The sequence below is a fragment of the Celeribacter marinus genome (assembly GCF_001308265.1).
GTDB lineage: Bacteria > Pseudomonadota > Alphaproteobacteria > Rhodobacterales > Rhodobacteraceae > Celeribacter > Celeribacter marinus.
In genome coordinates this window covers 3,008,806-3,025,658 of sequence record NZ_CP012023.1, presented here as the reverse complement: position 1 = coordinate 3,025,658, position 16,853 = coordinate 3,008,806, and the positions used below count along the sequence as shown (strand labels likewise).

Below are 16,853 nucleotides of genomic sequence, written 5' to 3'. Positions count from 1 at the left end.
CTATCGCTTCCGGATCTTGGGGTTGATGACGCCGTACAGCATATCAACGGTAAGGTTCACGATCATCACCATCACGGCAATCAGCAATAGCCCGCCTTGAACAACGGGGTAGTCGCGGCGAAAAATACTATCGACCATCCATTTGCCAATACCGGGCCAGCTAAAAATGGTCTCGGTCAAAATGGCCCCCGCGAGCAATGTGCCGACTGACAGACCGATCACGGTAATGACGGGGATCAAAGCGTTGCGCAGGGCGTGGACCCCGTTGATGCGCGTGGGCGACATTCCCTTGGCGCGCGCGGTGCGAATGTAATCTTCGCCTAGAACCTCAAGCATTGCAGAGCGTGTTTGGCGTGCAATCACAGCCAACGGGATCGTGCCGAGCACAATGGTGGGCAAGATCAAGTGCCGCACAGCAGAGATGAACGCGCCCTTTTGACCGGATGCGAGACTGTCGATCAACATAAAGCCGGTGGGGTTGGGGAAGTAGTAAATGAGATCGATACGGCCCGATACGGGGGTCCATTGTAGGGTGCCCGAGAACATGATGATGAGCAAAAGGGCCCACCAGAAAATGGGCATTGAGTAGCCGATGAGAGCCGTGGACATCAACGCGCGGTCTGCGAATTTGCCACGGTTCACGGCGGCGATCACACCCGCAGGCAATCCAATAACCACCGCAAAGATCATGGCGCAGATCGAGAGTTCGAGCGTTGCAGGGAACAGGGCAAAGAACTCGTCCCAGACCGGGCGTTTGGTCACAAACGAGGTGCCAAGGTCGCCTTGCAACACCCCTGTCAGGTAATCCCAAAATTGCACATAGACCGGGCGGTCATAGCCAAATTGTGCTGCCAATTCGGCGTAGCGTTCGTCGGAAATACCGCGTTCGCCAGCCATGACTTGGATAGGATCGCCGGGCAGGGCGCGGATAAAGCTGAACGAGATCAACGTGACGCCGATGAATGTGGGGATGAATGTCAGCAGGCGGCTAAGCGCATAATTCAGCATGAGATCACCATCAATTCCTTGGGAAAGCGGGTCAGGGTTTCACACCCGTCTTGGGTGATCAGTACATCGTCTTCGATCCGCACGCCGAAATTGCCAATGTCATACAGACCCGGCTCGTTGGTGTAGACCGTGCCTGCGGGCAGGGGCATGTGATTGCCGCGCATGATGTACGGAGCCTCGTGCACATCGCGGCCCAAACCGTGTCCGGTCTTGGTACGGATGCGCTCGGCGTAGGGCGAGGCCTCCAAGACCGATGTGACAACATCGTCGATCTCATGCGCCGTCACGCCCGCGCGCGTCATGGCCAATCCCGCCATATTCGCGGCCAATACAGTCTCGTAAACCGCGCGCCCCTCGTCACTGACATGATCCAGAAAAACAGTGCGCGTGATGTCGGCGGCAAAGCCGTTTTTGCGTGCCCCAAAATCAAACAACATCGCATCGCCTGCTTTGACCATATAATCAGAACGCGCATGGGCGTGCGGCATCGCGGTGGCGTCACCAGCCACAACAATCGGGCTAAACGCCAGATCGTCGGCCCCCTCGTCAAATAGGAATTTGATCAACGTTTGCTCGATCTGCTTTTCGGATTGGCCCAGTTTGATACTGGCCAATGTGCGGTGCAGGGCGCGCTCGGAAATATCAATGGCCTCTTGCATCGCGGCAATATCTGCCGAGGTTTTGATCATCCGCAGGCCGGAAATCTCGCGCTCGCCATCAATGATTTTCAATGTCGGCTGCGCGGCAATGAGGGCGTGATGCACAAAAACGCGCATGACCTGCCCCTCGACGGCCACAGATGAAATGTTGAGATGCGCCATCAATTGGGCAAAGGCATCACCGTAGCCGGTTTGGTCGCGCCAATCAAAAACCGCGCCATCAAACCCGACACCGGCCCAGCTTCCAAGCTCAAGATTGGGCACCAATGCAGCGGCGGGGCCATGCGCAGGGATCACAATCAAAAACGGTCGCTCGTGGCTCATGAAGTTATGTTCAAGTGCGCGCGCAAAATTGGGACCAGGCACAAGGGCTACGGCATCAACGCCTAGATCACTGGCAACGCGGGCATAGCCAGACAGGCGATCGGATAATGAATTTGACACAGGCTGCGTGCTCCCTTGGTGGTCCGAAAATAGATGAGGGTGGCGCATGACGCGCCACCCTCTGATTTAAACGCCGCTTATTGCGACAGGCCAACTTGGTTGAAGATGTGGCCACCAAGTGGGTGAACAACATAGCCTTCAACTTCTGGACGCATGGTCATGTAGACAACCGAATGCGCGATTGTGGCCCAAGGTGCTTGGTCCTTGAAGATCGCTTGCGCTTCCTCATAGAGGGCTGTCCGCTCTGCTTGTGTTGGCAGAACCTTAGCTTTTTGGATCAGCGCGTCGAACTCTTCGTTACACCACTGTGCACGGTTGGATGCGCCAACGCCGTCACACCCCAAAAGAACGGCAAGGAAGTTATCGGGATCACCGTTGTCACCTGTCCAACCAAGAAGAACCGCACCATCGCGATCCTCGGCTTTGGACCGCTCAAGGTATTCACCCCACTCGTAGGACACGATCTCGACGTTCACACCAACCTTGGAGAAGTCCTCTTGCATCAGCTCGGCCATACGGCGCGCGTTCGGGTTGTAGGGTCGCTGAACCGGCATGGCCCAGATTTTCAGGTTCAAATCTGTCACGCCTTCCGCTTCCAACGCGGCCTTTGCGCCTTCTGGATCATACGCGTCATCAACAGTTGCTTGGCTATACGACCACATCGTTGGCGGGATCGGGTTCTTTGCGATTTGACCGGACCCTTGGAAAACCACATCAATGATCGCTTGTTTGTCGATCGCCATGTTCAACGCCTTGCGGACGTTCGCATTGTCGTAGGGTGCAACCTTGGTGTTATAGGCAAGGTAGCCGACGTTTAGCCCCTCCTGCTGCATCACAACAATATCATCCGCGGCCTGCATCGCAGAAATGTCAGCAGGGTTTGCATAGGCCATCACGTGGCATTCGCCCGCCTGAACCTTCTGGTAGCGCACAGACGCATCGGGCGTGATCGCAAAGATCAGGCTTTCGACTTTGGCTTTGTCACCCCAATACGCATCGTTGCGCAGATAGCGGATAACAGCGTCTTTTTGGTAGGCTTGGAACGTGAACGGACCTGTGCCAATCGGCGCTTGGTTGACCATTTCGGGCGTGCCGGCGGCCAACATTGCATCCGCGTATTCCTTGGACACGATCGAGGCAAAGTCCATCGCCATGTTGGCAATAATGGGTGCTTCCGGACGGGTCAGGTTGAACACAACCGTGTAGTCGTCAACTTTCTCGATGCTCTCGATCAGATCAGGCATCGACATGCCGCCATAGTATTCCCACGTGCCGCCTGAGACTTCGTGGTATGGGTTCTCGGCGTTGCCCTGACGATCAAAGCTAAAGATCACATCATCAGCGTTGAAATCACGCGTGGGTGTGAAATCGGCGTTCGAGTGGAACGAGACGCCCTTGCGCAGGTTGAAGGTGACTGTCTTGCCGTCCTCGGACACGTTCCAGCTTTCGGCAAGACCGGGGATGGTTTCAGTTGTGCCAACCTTGAATTCCGACAAGCGGTTGTAGAGCGGGTGGCTCGACGCGTCGAATGTGGTGCCAGACGTGAACAAAGCCGGGTCAAACCCCTCAGGGGAACCCTCTGAGCAATACACAAGCGATTGCGCCTGTGCGGCCATACCAAGCGTGCTTAGCAGCAAGCCGGTGGTCATGATTTTCCGAATAGACATTTCTTTTCTCTCCTTGTTGAACGTTTTTGTTATTTGTTAGCCCCGCAGGGGCAGCATGTCATGCGGGGGGTCGATCTGTATGGTCTCGATGGCCGCGATTTCGCTGGATTTGCCGTATTGCATCCGCCCCACCCAAAGTATGCGTGCGGGCTTGTCGGTTTTGTTGGACCAGCAATGCGGAGTCGTGCCCAAATAGTGCAGACTGTCCCCTACACCCATCAGATATTCACGCTCTCCAACCATCTGTGAAATTTCACCCTCAAGGATGTAGATGATCTCCTCACCTATGTGGTGAACCACTTCGGAGGCGTATCCGGGGGGCACATTGATGACAAAGGATGTCAACTCATGCCCCGCGCGCTCGGCCCCGATCTGTTCGTATTCAATCGGTGATCCGGGGACTGAAAACTTGGGGCGGGCGCCACCGCGCGTCAGGCTGTCAACGGCGCAGGGTGTGCGCACAAAATAACCTGTGTCGACCTCAAGGGCTTGAGCAATCTGATTGAGCGTACCTAGGGTCGGGGTGGCGTTTCCGCGCTCGACTTGGCTAATATATCCAACCGAAACACCGGACGCTTCCGATACTTGCTGTAACGTCATCGACATCCTGTGGCGCAAGGCGCGCATGCGCGTCCCAAGCGCAGCAGCTGATGGTGTGGTAAGTGTTTGCGTGGCGCACTCTGACACATAGCCCCCCAAGGCCGCCTTTATGCAGCCTTTGGGGTGAGAGTGTCGTGGTCGTCCCAATGCGTCAACAATAAAAATTATTCTGGCAGCAATATTTGTTTTGACACCGTTGCCGCGCAAGGGGGGCGCAATCGCCCCACGGGCCTCGATATGCCTCATTCGTTTACGGCTGGTCTTTTTGTTTAATCCGTACTGAACAAATAGATTGACGCGAGCTAGGGAAGCCTCTAGCAAAGCCCCAAATACGAGTCCGCGCTGGGTCATCCCGCGCCTTTGGGAAAGACATTCAATGAGACATGATCCCGTTTTAAAGCGGCTGCGCGCGCCGTCACTCTTCCTATGTCTGGTGAGTGCATCGCTGTCGCACGTGCCCATTGTGGCCGTGGCACAGAGCACACAAGCGGTGATTGAAGCAGCCGCCCCACTCGCGTCCGTGACCGTTGCAACGGTTAAACCTGCCGATATGGTTGGCCAAGTCGCAATTTCGGGTAGCCTCGTGCCACAAGAAGAAATTCTAATCTATCCGCAAGTGATAGGGTCCACGATTGATACACTGTCTGTCGACGTGGGGGATACTGTCGTCGCGGGACAAGTGCTCGCATCCCTCAATGACCGGACACTGACTGCACAGCTTGCACAGGCCCGCGCGGAATTCGCACGCGCTCAGGCAACGGTCAGTCAGGCCAACAGCCAAATTGTATCGGCAAAAGCCGTTGAAACGCAGGCCGCCACAAACCTTGAGCGTGCAAATGCGTTGCGCCGCAACGGGACAGGGACACAGGCCGCATTGGATCAGGCCACGGCGACACAAAGCACCGCCGCCGCTGCGGTCGCCTCGGCCCAAGACGGCTTCGCGGTGGCACAGGCACAACAGCAACAAGCACACGCAAGCCAACAGATTGCAGAACTCAACCTAGACCGCGCAACATTGCGCGCGCCCGCAGATGGCTTGATCTCGGCGCGCAACGGTCAAGTTGGCGCTATCGCTGCATCGGGTGGAGATCCCATTTTTCGCATGATCCGTGACGGACGTGTCGAAGTCGAAGCGGAAGTGATCGAAACCGCATTGGGATCCATCGAGGTCGGGGACGCCGCGACATTGACCATTGCGGGCAACGGCACGGTTGCGGGGGTCGTGCGACGCATTTCGCCAACCGTCGACGCGCGCACCCGTTTGGGCACGATCCGCATCGAAATTCTGGGCGAGGGGCAGTTGCGCACAGGGGTCTTTGCAAGTGGCGCGATTATAACCGAAGAACGCCGCGCTCTCGCTGTGCCAACCACGGCAGTATTGACCGATGCGAGCGGCACCTATGTGTTTGTGGTCAACGATGGCGTCCTTGAAAAACGCGCCGTTGGGGCGGGTCTTATTTGGAACGGATTGCGTGAGATCGCGTCAGGCCTCACCGAGGACGATGTGATTGTGGCGCGCGCGGGCGCGTTCTTTACGGCGGGCGATACGATCAATCCGATCTTTTCGACCGTTGAGGGCGCCACCCAATGAATATGTCCACGTGGGCCATTCGCAAACCCGTCCCCTCCCTTGCGTTGTTTCTCGTCCTAGTCATCGTCGGCATGGTCAGCTTTATGCGGCTGCCCGTGACCCAGTTTCCAAACATCGATATTCCGATTGTAACGATTGGAATTGCCCAACCCGGCGCGGCTCCTTCCGAGATCACCAATCAAATCGTGAAGCCTGTTGAAAGCGCAGTGTCAGATGTCAGCGGTGTTAATCATGTCTCTGCGACAGCCACGGATGGATTTGCCAGTATTACCATCGAGTTTGACCTAGAGGTCGACACCGACCGCGCCCTCAATGATGTCAAAGACGCGATTGCAGGGGTGCGCGGTGACTTGCCCGATAGCATCACCGAACCAAACGTGCAGCGCGTCGATGTCACGGGCGCGCCAATCCTGACATATGCCGTGTCTGACCCCACCCAATCCATTGAGAATGTGTCATACTTTGTCGATGAAATCGTGGCCCGTGACCTGACGAGCGCGAATGGAATTGGCAAAGTGAGCCGGATTGGTGGTGGCGATCAGGCAATCGAGGTCGAGCTGTCTCCCGATCGCCTGTTGGCGCTCGGCCTGACCGCAGCAGACGTGAATACCCAGTTGCGCCAAAACAATATCGACCTTGGTGGCGGTTCTGGTGACCTTGCTGGACAAGAGTTTTCGATCCGCGCCCTTGGCAGTGCGGCGACGATTGACGACCTAGCGGCCATGCCCATCACACTAGCGGGCGGGGGCGCTGTGCGTCTCGACGATCTCGGAGCGGTGTTTGATGGGGCCCAAGATGCGGACTCGTTCGCAATGTTTAACGGACAGCCTGTTGTTGCGTTTGGCGTGTTTCGTGCCACGGGGGCCAGCGACCTCACCGCGGGCGACACCGCCAAAGCGCGGATTGCCCGCCTGTCCGAGGCCTACCCAAACGTGACGTTCGCGCTCATTGATGACGCGACGACCTACACGAACAGTACCTACCATTCCGCAATGGAAACGCTGTACGAGGGCGCCGCCCTCGCGATCATCGTCGTGTTCTTGTTCCTGAAAAATTGGCGCGCGACACTCATTACGGCGGTGGCATTGCCGCTTTCGATCATCCCGACGTTCATTGTGATGAACTACCTTGGATTCTCACTCAACACCGTAAGCCTGTTAGGGATCACCCTTGTGACAGGAATCTTGGTGGATGACGCCATTGTGGAAATCGAAAATATTGTCCGACATATCCATATGGGAAAACCCGCCTATGAGGCGTCCGAGGAGGCCGCAAGCGAGATTGGCACAACCGTGATTGCGATCAGTTTTACCATCGTTGCCGTCTTTGCCCCTGTTAGCTTTATGTCTGGGATTGCAGGGCAATATTTCAAACAGTTCGGCCTCACGGTGGCCGTGGCTGTGTTGTTCTCATTGTTGGTCGCACGTCTGATTACGCCGATGATGGCCGCCTATTTTCTGCGCGACGGCACAATTGCGCACGAGGAAAAAGACGGGCTGATTATGCGCGCCTACATGCGTATTTTGGGATGGACGCTGCACAACCGGTTTGTCACGCTCATGCTCGGTGTTGTCATCTTTGCAGGGTCGATTTTTTCGGCCACGCTCTTGCCAACAGAGTTTGTGCCGCCGTCCGATACGGGACGGGCAAGTGTCTCGATTGAGTTGCCACCCGGCTCACTGATGGAGCAAACCCGACTGGCATCGCGCAACGTCACGCAGATGATTCAGAGCATTCCGGAAGTTCAAACCGTGTTCGTCGATGGATCAGATACAGCAGCGACAATCCGGATCGGGTTTGGCTCAAAAACCACACGAGATAAGTCGTCGTTTGAGATCGCTGATGAATTGGAGCTGTTGCTTGCGTCAGTGCCTGACGTGCGCCTGTTTGTTTTGTCTGAAAACGGTACGCGTGATTTGGCGATATCGGTTCTGGGCGACGACGCTGATGCAGCGGCAGCAGCGGCACAAACGCTTGCCACTCAAATGAACAGACTTCCCGAAATTACGGGAGCCTTGAGCAAGGCATCGTTGGTGCGTCCTGAAATCCAGATCACGCCAAAAGCCGAGCTTGCCGCTGAAATGGGCGTCACCTCTGCGGCGCTGGCCTCAACTGTGCGTATCGCAACGATCGGGGAGACAAGTGGGAATGTGGCCAAATTCAACGCGGGTGACAAGCAAATCCCGATTGTGGTGCGGTTGGAAAAAGATGTCCGTGAGGATTTGTTCCGTATGGCTGGACTGCGCATTGCAAGCACGACCGGAGCGCCTGTTCCGTTAAACGTGGTTGCGGATTTGGCCCTCTCGACCGGCCCCGCCTCCGTGGACCGCTACGACCGTCAATACCGTACAAGCGTCGAGGCAGATGTCGCAAACGGCTTCTTTCTTGGCGAGGCAGCGGCGGCGGTCAACGCGCTGCCAATTGCTATGAATATGCCCGAAGGCACGGCTATTCAGGCGGGAGGAGACGCCGAAGTCATGGGAGAAATCTTTACGCAATTCGGCCTCGCGATGGGGGCGGGCATCTTGTTGGTCTACGTGGTTCTGGTGCTTTTGTTCTCGAGCTTTCTGACGCCTGTCACCATTTTGATGTCCTTGCCCCTCGCCATCGGCGGCGCGATTTTTGCCCTCTATCTCTATGGGGCGGGTATTGGCCTTTCGGTTGTCATTGGCTTTTTGATGCTGATGGGCATCGTAACCAAGAACGCAATCATGCTGGTCGAATTCGCACTTGAAGCGATGAAAGACGGTGCGAGCAAAACAGAGGCGATGCTCGACGCGGGGCATAAGCGTGCGCGGCCCATCATCATGACCACAATCGCGATGACGGCGGGTATGGTGCCGAGTGCTTTGGCGATTGCTGAGGGTGGCGAGTTTCGCGCGCCTATGGCGATTGCGGTGATCGGCGGCCTTTTGCTTTCAACCGTTCTCTCCCTCGTGTTTGTTCCCTCCCTGTTCAGTGTCATCGACGGAGGACGACAGCGGATGTTGCGCGGGCTGGTGAGTGTTTTGGGGGCGAACCAGCAACGCAGCGCCTGAATTGCAGTTTTGTTGACAGACTATAGATAGGAAAATCACCAAGTAGGTGAAGAGGTTGAGGTGACCGCAAATGACCAGAACCATCGAAGAGATACGCGGCGAGTTCATCGAAAAGATCGGGCTGATGGCGCAGGCAGACGGGCTTCCGCGCATTGCGGGACGGATGCTTGGACTGTTTATCTGGGATGGCGAGGCCGTTGCATTTGGCGATCTTGCCAACCAGTTGCAGGTCAGCCGAGGCAGCATTAGCACCGCCACGCGGATCTTGGAGGATCGCCGCCTGATCAAGAGGATTGCAAAGGCCGGGCAGCGACAGGATTATTTCCAACTTGCCGAAAACCCCTACGCCCAGATGCTCGAACACTATGTGCTTGGTCTGGAGCGCGTCCAAATCGAGATCGCGCAAACGCTTGGTGAGATCCCAACGAACGAAGCGGACATCAAAGGACGAATCGAAGCGTATGGCGCGTTTTACCGAACAATGTCCGGCGCATTATCAAAACTGGCTGATGACCTGAAAACGGGCTGAGGCGTCAACGCTTACAGACGGTATGCCCGCCTTATCTACGGTTTCACCTGATCTTGATTTGCCACAGCCTCACCGCGCTCTATTTATGTCTCATAACCATTAGGGAGATTTAAAATGACGCACACACGCCGCTCTTTCCTTGCCCATGCTGCCGCTGCTGGCGGGGTCATCACCGTTCTGCCGTTTGCCGCACGCGCCGCAGGCCACATGTCTGACAGCTTTGCGGATGGGGCCGTGACGATCCATCCCGTTCACCACGCCTCCTTTGTCATGCAGATGCCTGCGGGCACCATCTACGTTGACCCAGTTGGTGATCCGGCGGCCTTTGCGGACCTGCCCGCCGCTGATCTTATCGTGATCAGCCACGAGCACGGCGACCACTACAATGCCGACACGCTCACAGCTCTCAAAGGCACAGCTCCGCTGATCGCCAACCCCGCTGTGTTCGACATGCTGCCCGAGGGTCTCAAAGACGGCGCGATGGCCATGGCCAATGGTGACAGCTACACATGGGGCGGCGTCACCATCGACGCGATCCCCGCGCACAATACCACCGAGGAGCGGATGAATTTTCACCCCACAGGGCGCGACAACGGCTATGTCCTCTCTATCGACGGGTTCCGCACCTATATTTCGGGCGATACCGAACCCACACCCGAGATGCTGGCCCTCACCGATATAGATCTGTGTTTCCTCTGCATGAACCTGCCATTCACAATGACGGCGGAACAAGCGGCTGAAGCGGTGGCGACATTCAAGCCCACCTACGTCTACCCCTACCACTACCGTGGTCGCGACGACGGCACCCAAGATCCCGCGCATTTTGCCGAATTGGTCGGCGCGGCCTCTGAGGTCAAATTTGCGCCGTGGTATAAAGACGGCGAACTCGGGTAGGGCGTCCGTCCCCTTTCCATAGTCACATGACCGCCCGCTCAATCTCATGAGCGGGCGGTTTCCATTTGCGCACAGCGTATAAAGGTGGTCGTTTGAGCTGCCGCCATCTACACCAACACCCACCACCGGAGCCGTCCCATGAATCTCTTTTTACTGACGGCCCTCGCGATGGTGGCTTTTGCCGCAAATTCGATCCTCAATCGTGTGGGATTGTCAGGCGGCGATATCGGTCCTGCGGGGTTTGCCATGATCCGCCTCGCCTCGGGCGCGATTGTTTTGCTCGCTCTATTGTGGGCGCAAGGCACCCGCGTTGCCGCGCGCCCCAAGCCCAACATGGCCGCCGTTGCCGCGCTGACGACATATATCGTCGGGTTCTCGTTTGCCTATGTGTCGCTTGACGCGGGGTTGGGGGCATTGCTGTTGTTTGGTGGTGTGCAATTCACCATGTTTCTCGGCGCATTCTGGTCGGGTCAGCCTATTGCCGCGCGGCGTTGGGTGGGCATGGCGATCTCGCTTGGCGGGCTATGCGTTCTGGTCTGGCCATCAAGTACGGTCACAATGCCGTTGGGTGCGGTCGCGCTCATGCTTGCGGCGGCTTTGGGGTGGGGCATCTATTCCTTGATCGGAACCCGCGTGTCCGACCCGCTCGCCGCGACCGCGTGGAACTTCGCTTATGCGCTGCCGCTCGCGGCCATCGTGTGCGTGCCGTTCGTGCGCGGTGAGCCGCTTGGCGCACAGGGCATCACGGCGGCTATCGTCTCGGGCGGGCTGACCTCGGGTTTGGGCTATGCGCTATGGTATCGGCTACTGCCTCGGCTTGGTGCGACCACGGCGGCGCTTGCGCAACTCTCGGTGCCGGTGATTGCGCTGGGCGCGGGACTGATCCTACTCGATGAACCTGCCACCATCCGCGCGGTTGTCGCCTGCGCACTTGTGTGTGGCGGAATTGCCTTCGCTCTGGTGACATCTAAGGCATCCAAACGGGTGTGAGCGCACCCACTTGCCAAGTTAATCTACGGCGTTTATACGCCCCAAGTCGGGCATACGTCCGTTAAGAATCAACATTTGTAAGCCGTGTTTGCCCACTCCGTCGCTGGAGGGCAGTTCCGGCAAAGGAGAAGCGACATGAAACTACATGAATTGCGTGATAACGCAGGCGCCACCAAAGCACGCAAACGCGTTGGTCGTGGTCCAGGTTCCGGCACCGGTAAAATGGGTGGCCGTGGTATCAAAGGTCAGAAATCCCGTTCGGGTGTAGCGATCAAAGGCTACGAAGGCGGCCAGATGCCCCTCTACCAACGTCTGCCAAAGCGCGGCTTTAACAAGCCAAACCGCAAGAAATTCTCTGTTGTGAACCTCGGCCTCATCGAGAAGTTCGTTGCAGAAGGCAAACTCGACGCCAAAGTAGAGATCAACGAAGATGCGCTGATCGCCTCCGGCCTCGTGCGCCGCAAGCTTGACGGTATCCGCGTTCTCGCCAAAGGCGACGTTAAATCCAAGCTGACGATCAACGTCACGGGTGCCTCAGCATCCGCGATTGAAGCTGTTGAAAAGGCGGGCGGCACGCTCACCGTAACAGTCAAAGCCGAAGCGGCAGCTGAATAAGGGTTGTGGTGAGGGGCCTCGCCCCTTACATCAGCTTGTAAGTTTTCCAAGCGCCGCCTGTCGGGAAACCGATGAGGCGGCGCTGTTCGTGAATAGAGAGACCTAAATGGCATCCGCAGCAGAACAGATGGCGTCGAACCTCAATTGGGGTACCATTGGCAAAGCGAAAGAGCTTCGCCAACGCATAGTATTCACTCTCGGTCTGTTGATCGTCTATCGTCTTGGCACATTTATTCCTGTGCCTGGCATCGACGGCAACGCGCTCCGTGACTTTATGGAGCAAGCCTCCGCAGGGATCGGCGGCATCTTGTCGATGTTTACGGGGGGCGCGCTGGGCCGGATGGGCATCTTTGCGCTCGGCATCATGCCGTATATCTCGGCGTCGATTATCGTCCAGCTGTTGACGGCGATGGTTCCCTCCCTTGAGCAACTCAAGAAAGAGGGCGATTCAGGTCGCAAAAAAATCAACCAATACACGCGATACGGCACCGTGCTTTTGGCACTGTTCCAAGCCTACGGTCTTGCCGCGTCCCTTGAGGCCGGTGATCTGGCGCATGAGGCCGGTTGGTATTTCCGTGCAGGCGTGATCATCACCCTCGTTGGCGGCACCATGTTCTTGATGTGGCTTGGTGAGCAGATCACCAATCGCGGCATCGGCAACGGTATCTCTCTCATTATTTTCGTCGGCATCGTCGCCGAAATTCCGAGCGCTTTGGCTCAGTTCTTTGCCTCCGGTCGCTCCGGTGCGATTTCCCCGCTTGTTATCCTCGTTGTGATTGCGATGGTCGTCGGTGTGATTGCCTTTGTTGTGTTTATGGAGCGGTCCTTGCGCAAGGTACATATTCAGTATCCGCGCCGTCAGCAGGGCATGAAAGTCTATGATGCACAATCAAGCCACCTGCCGATCAAGGTAAACCCCGCAGGCGTTATTCCCGCGATTTTTGCCTCCTCGCTTTTGTTGCTTCCAACCACGATCGCGACCTTTTCGGGTCAGGGTGATCTCGGTCCCGTTATGTCGACCCTTTTGGCCTACTTCGGTCCGGGGCAGCCCCTATACTTCTTGTTCTTCACTGGGATGATCGTATTTTTTGCGTATTTCTACACTGCCAACGTCTCGTTCAAAACGGACGATATCGCGCAGAACCTGAAGAACCAAAATGGCTTCATTCCAGGCATTCGTCCGGGAAAGAAGACCGAAGAGCACCTCGATTATATCGTCGCGCGTGTTCTCGTCCTTGGCTCCGCCTATCTCGCAGCTGTCTGTCTGCTGCCTGAAATTCTGCGGTCCCAGTTCGCGATTCCCTTCTACTTTGGGGGAACGTCGGTTCTGATCGTTGTTTCCGTTACGATGGATACGATTCAGCAAATCCAGTCTCATCTGCTGGCCCACCAGTATGAGGGGCTGATCGAAAAGTCGCAGCTGCGCGGGAGGAAGCGCAGCAAGAAAGGGACCGCAAGACGATGAACATTATTCTGCTTGGACCGCCTGGCGCGGGAAAAGGGACGCAAGCACAACGCCTCGTGGAGGAGCGCGGCATGGTGCAACTGTCAACCGGTGACATGCTTCGGGAGGCCCGCACATCGGGCACCGAGATGGGCAATAAAGTCGCCGCAATTATGGACGCAGGACAGCTGGTTACGGATGAAATCGTAATCGGTCTGATCGAAGAGAAAATTCGCGAAGGCAACGCCGCAGGATTCATCTTTGACGGCTTTCCCCGCACCTTGGGTCAAGCAGATGCGCTCAACGAGCTTTTGTCACGCAACGGCGCCCAACTCGAAGCGGTGATCCAGTTGGAAGTCGACGATAGCGCGTTGGTCGGTCGTATCGTCAATCGCGCGAAAGAGGCCGTTGCCGCAGGCGGCCAAGCCCGCGCTGATGACAATGAGGACAGCCTCAAAACTCGTTTGATGGAATACTACAAAAAGACATCCCCCCTCATCGGCTACTACTACGCCCGTGGGGATCTGCGCTCGGTCGACGGCCTGCAAGGCGTCGAAGATGTCGCGCGCGATATCGCTAAAGCGCTCGCCTAGCATTGAGAAACTTGGCGGGCCACTTGACGGTCCGCCAAAATCTCCGTAAGGCACACCAACCCTCATGGGTACACAGATTCGCTGACGGGTCGCTCCCAATGCGATGATCATAGAATTCAGCTGACGCCCGCAGGTTGAAAGACCCGCGGGTTTGACGTTGTGAAAAAAGGTTCTGGACTTACGGAACCGCAACGAAAAGGAAATATCACGTGGCACGTATCGCCGGCGTAAACATCCCGACTGCAAAGCGGGTTCCAATCGCCCTCACATATGTAACCGGCATCGGCAGCACATCTGCTGAAGCTATCTGCGAAGCCGTAGGCATCGACCGCACACGTCGTGTAAACGAATTGTCGGATTCCGAAGTTCTGGCAATCCGCGAGCACATCGACGCGAACTACACCGTCGAAGGTGACTTGCGTCGCGAAACACAGATGAACATCAAACGTTTGATGGATCTCGGTTGTTACCGTGGCTTGCGTCATCGCCGCAATCTTCCTGTACGCGGTCAGCGTACGCACACAAACGCTCGCACTCGCAAAGGTCCTGCAAAGGCCATTGCTGGTAAGAAGAAATAAGGGAGATCTGATCAATGGCACGCGATACTCGTCGTACTACCAAGAAAAAGGTCTCCAAGAACATCGCCTCCGGCGTTGCTCACGTGAACTCGACCTTCAACAACACCAAAATCCTGATCTCCGACGTGCAGGGCAACGCGATCGCTTGGTCGTCTGCTGGCACCATGGGATTCAAAGGCTCGCGGAAATCCACACCTTACGCCGCTCAGATGGCTGCCGAAGATGTGGGTAAAAAAGCGCAGGATCACGGCGTTAAAACCCTCGAAGTTGAAGTCCAGGGCGCAGGCTCCGGTCGTGAGTCCGCCTTGCGCGCACTTGCTGCTGCCGGCTTCAACATCACGTCCATTCGTGACGTGACACCGATGGCTCACAACGGCTGCCGCCCACCAAAGCGTCGCCGCGTGTAATCATCACGAACTATTTATGGACCGCATGCGCTCATGCGTGCGGTCCGTTTTTGCGTTTTTAGATCCCTCGGGACGTCTCTCGCTTACGGACATGGACGAGAGACAAGCATGGAGGCTACTGCATGATCCACAAGAATTGGGCCGAGCTCATTAAACCCCAACAGCTTGAAGTGAAGCCTGGCAACGAGCCAGCTCGCCAAGCAACCATTATCGCCGAACCGCTCGAGCGCGGCTTTGGCTTGACGTTGGGCAACGCGTTGCGTCGCGTTTTGATGTCGTCGCTGCAAGGCGCGGCCATCACCTCCGTTCAGATCGACAACGTTCTGCACGAGTTTTCCTCCATTGCTGGCGTCCGCGAAGACGTGACCGATGTGATCCTCAACCTCAAAGGCGTTGCCTTGCGTATGGAAGTCGAGGGACCAAAGCGTCTTTCCATCTCCGCAAAAGGCCCGCTCGTTGTCACTGCTGGTGACATCTCCGAGAGTGCAGGCATTGAGGTTCTCAACAAAGATCACGTGATCTGTCACCTCGACGATGGCGCCGACCTGTTCATGGAACTGACCGTGAACACGGGCAAAGGCTACGTTGCCGCTGACAAAAATAAACCCGAGGATGCGCCAATCGGTCTCATCCCCGTGGATGCGATCTATTCGCCTGTGAAAAAAGTGTCCTATGACGTGCAGCCGACCCGCGAAGGTCAGGTTCTCGATTATGACAAACTCACACTCAAGATCGAAACAGACGGCTCCGTGACCCCCGAAGATGCAGTAGCTTACGCCGCGCGCATTCTTCAGGACCAGCTCGGCATCTTCGTCAACTTCGACGAGCCAGAAGCGGCTGGTCGCCAAGAAGAAGATGACGGCCTCGAGTTCAACCCGCTTCTCCTCAAGAAAGTGGACGAACTGGAATTGTCTGTCCGTTCGGCAAACTGCCTCAAGAACGACAACATCGTCTACATCGGCGATCTCATCCAAAAGACCGAAGCAGAAATGCTGCGTACGCCGAACTTCGGCCGCAAGTCGCTTAACGAGATCAAAGAAGTGCTTTCGGGCATGGGTCTGCACCTCGGCATGGACGTCGAAGAGTGGCCACCTGAAAACATCGAAGATCTGGCCAAAAAGTTCGAAGACCAGTTCTAAAGAATTTTCGGCCTCGGGACGTTGTTTCGGGGCCGGATTTGACCGCAGAGTTGTTTGAAACTCGGGTCACAAAGTCTTGTAAGAGGTGAAAGGGACTGCCTCGAAGTCTTACAAGTTTTGAACGATCGGGCCGCATTCATATGAATGTTTCCCCAAGGAGAGCCGGTGACACGCATCGCCGGTCAGACAAAGCAAAATGACGATTTAGGAGATATATCATGCGTCACGCTAAAGGCTACCGCCGCCTCAACCGCACCCACGAGCACCGCAAGGCGCTCTTTGCAAACATGTCCGGCTCGCTCATCGAGCACGAGCAGATCAAAACCACGTTGCCAAAAGCCAAAGAGCTTAAGCGCATCATGGACAAGATGATCACACTCGGCAAACGTGGCGATCTTCACGCCCGCCGTCAGGCTGCCGCTGTGCTCAAGCAGGACAAAGATGTTGCGAAACTCTTTGAAATTCTCGGCCCACGCTACGCAGAGCGCAACGGTGGTTACACCCGCGTTCTCAAAGCTGGCTTTCGTTACGGTGACATGGCGCCTATGGCCATCATCGAGCTGGTTGACCGCGACCCAGCTGCAAAAGGTGCAGCTGACAAAGCGCGTCTCGCAGCCGAAGAAGCCGCATACGCCGAAGAAGACTAAAGCCCACAAG

The 16,853-nt window shown here is 56.4% G+C and carries 16 protein-coding genes; 12 read left to right on the top strand and 4 right to left on the bottom strand.

Annotated elements, in window-relative coordinates:
• The 4 genes from IMCC12053_RS15060 to IMCC12053_RS15045 all read right to left on the bottom strand — a co-directional run bounded on the left by IMCC12053_RS15060 (position 1) and on the right by IMCC12053_RS15045 (position 4,465).
• Positions 1–1,008 (bottom strand): ABC transporter permease subunit, encoded by a 1,008-nt coding sequence (locus IMCC12053_RS15060; protein ID WP_062220462.1) that lies wholly within the window; start codon positions 1,006–1,008, stop codon positions 1–3.
• Complete coding sequence (locus tag IMCC12053_RS15055; protein WP_062220460.1) at positions 1,002–2,111, bottom strand: M24 family metallopeptidase; 1,110 nt, start codon at positions 2,109–2,111, stop codon at positions 1,002–1,004. The genes IMCC12053_RS15060 and IMCC12053_RS15055 overlap by 7 nt, the downstream gene beginning before the upstream one ends.
• Positions 2,112–2,188: 77 nt before the next feature.
• Positions 2,189–3,778 carry an ABC transporter substrate-binding protein gene (locus IMCC12053_RS15050; protein ID WP_062220458.1) on the bottom strand — a complete coding sequence of 530 codons (1,590 nt, stop codon included), beginning with the start codon at positions 3,776–3,778 and terminating at the stop codon, positions 2,189–2,191.
• A 36-nt stretch (positions 3,779–3,814) separates the two neighbouring features.
• Positions 3,815–4,465: a helix-turn-helix domain-containing protein gene (locus IMCC12053_RS15045; RefSeq protein ID WP_256209959.1), complete on the bottom strand. Its 651-nt coding sequence runs from the start codon at positions 4,463–4,465 to the stop codon at positions 3,815–3,817.
• A gap of 289 nt (positions 4,466–4,754) precedes the next feature.
• On the opposite strand from IMCC12053_RS15045, the gene IMCC12053_RS15040 reads away from it, so the two are divergent.
• The 12 genes from IMCC12053_RS15040 (at position 4,755) to rplQ (ending at position 16,843) form a co-directional block, all read left to right on the top strand.
• Positions 4,755–5,969 (top strand): efflux RND transporter periplasmic adaptor subunit, encoded by a 1,215-nt coding sequence (locus IMCC12053_RS15040; RefSeq protein WP_074906305.1) that lies wholly within the window; start codon positions 4,755–4,757, stop codon positions 5,967–5,969.
• A complete protein-coding gene (locus tag IMCC12053_RS15035; RefSeq protein ID WP_062220456.1) occupies positions 5,966–9,007 on the top strand; it encodes an efflux RND transporter permease subunit in 3,042 nt (1,013 codons plus the stop codon). The genes IMCC12053_RS15040 and IMCC12053_RS15035 overlap by 4 nt, the downstream gene beginning before the upstream one ends.
• A 70-nt stretch (positions 9,008–9,077) precedes the next feature.
• Positions 9,078–9,536: a GbsR/MarR family transcriptional regulator gene (locus IMCC12053_RS15030; protein WP_062220454.1), complete on the top strand. Its 459-nt coding sequence runs from the start codon at positions 9,078–9,080 to the stop codon at positions 9,534–9,536.
• 114 nt (positions 9,537–9,650) lie between these two features.
• The gene (locus IMCC12053_RS15025) at positions 9,651–10,430 is read left to right on the top strand and encodes an MBL fold metallo-hydrolase (protein WP_062220452.1); all 780 of its coding nucleotides are present in this window, start codon (positions 9,651–9,653) and stop codon (positions 10,428–10,430) included.
• A gap of 138 nt (positions 10,431–10,568) precedes the next feature.
• Positions 10,569–11,420: a DMT family transporter gene (locus IMCC12053_RS15020; RefSeq protein WP_062220450.1), complete on the top strand. Its 852-nt coding sequence runs from the start codon at positions 10,569–10,571 to the stop codon at positions 11,418–11,420.
• Between the two features lie 135 nt (positions 11,421–11,555).
• Complete coding sequence (rplO, locus tag IMCC12053_RS15015) at positions 11,556–12,035, top strand: 50S ribosomal protein L15 (protein ID WP_062220448.1); 480 nt, start codon at positions 11,556–11,558, stop codon at positions 12,033–12,035.
• 106 nt (positions 12,036–12,141) lie between these two features.
• Entirely contained in the window at positions 12,142–13,500 is a 1,359-nt protein-coding gene (secY, locus tag IMCC12053_RS15010) for a preprotein translocase subunit SecY (RefSeq protein ID WP_143090010.1), read from the top strand.
• Complete coding sequence (locus IMCC12053_RS15005) at positions 13,497–14,072, top strand: adenylate kinase (protein ID WP_062220447.1); 576 nt, start codon at positions 13,497–13,499, stop codon at positions 14,070–14,072. Before secY ends, IMCC12053_RS15005 begins: the two co-directional genes overlap by 4 nt.
• A 209-nt stretch (positions 14,073–14,281) precedes the next feature.
• Positions 14,282–14,650 (top strand): 30S ribosomal protein S13, encoded by a 369-nt coding sequence (gene rpsM, locus IMCC12053_RS15000; protein WP_062220446.1) that lies wholly within the window; start codon positions 14,282–14,284, stop codon positions 14,648–14,650.
• Positions 14,651–14,664: 14 nt separating this feature from the next.
• The gene (gene rpsK, locus IMCC12053_RS14995) at positions 14,665–15,057 is read left to right on the top strand and encodes a 30S ribosomal protein S11 (RefSeq protein ID WP_062220444.1); all 393 of its coding nucleotides are present in this window, start codon (positions 14,665–14,667) and stop codon (positions 15,055–15,057) included.
• A gap of 122 nt (positions 15,058–15,179) precedes the next feature.
• The gene (locus IMCC12053_RS14990) at positions 15,180–16,196 is read left to right on the top strand and encodes a DNA-directed RNA polymerase subunit alpha (protein ID WP_062220443.1); all 1,017 of its coding nucleotides are present in this window, start codon (positions 15,180–15,182) and stop codon (positions 16,194–16,196) included.
• Positions 16,197–16,414: 218 nt separating this feature from the next.
• Positions 16,415–16,843 carry a 50S ribosomal protein L17 gene (gene rplQ, locus IMCC12053_RS14985; protein ID WP_062220441.1) on the top strand — a complete coding sequence of 143 codons (429 nt, stop codon included), beginning with the start codon at positions 16,415–16,417 and terminating at the stop codon, positions 16,841–16,843.
• Positions 16,844–16,853 lie beyond the last annotated feature (10 nt).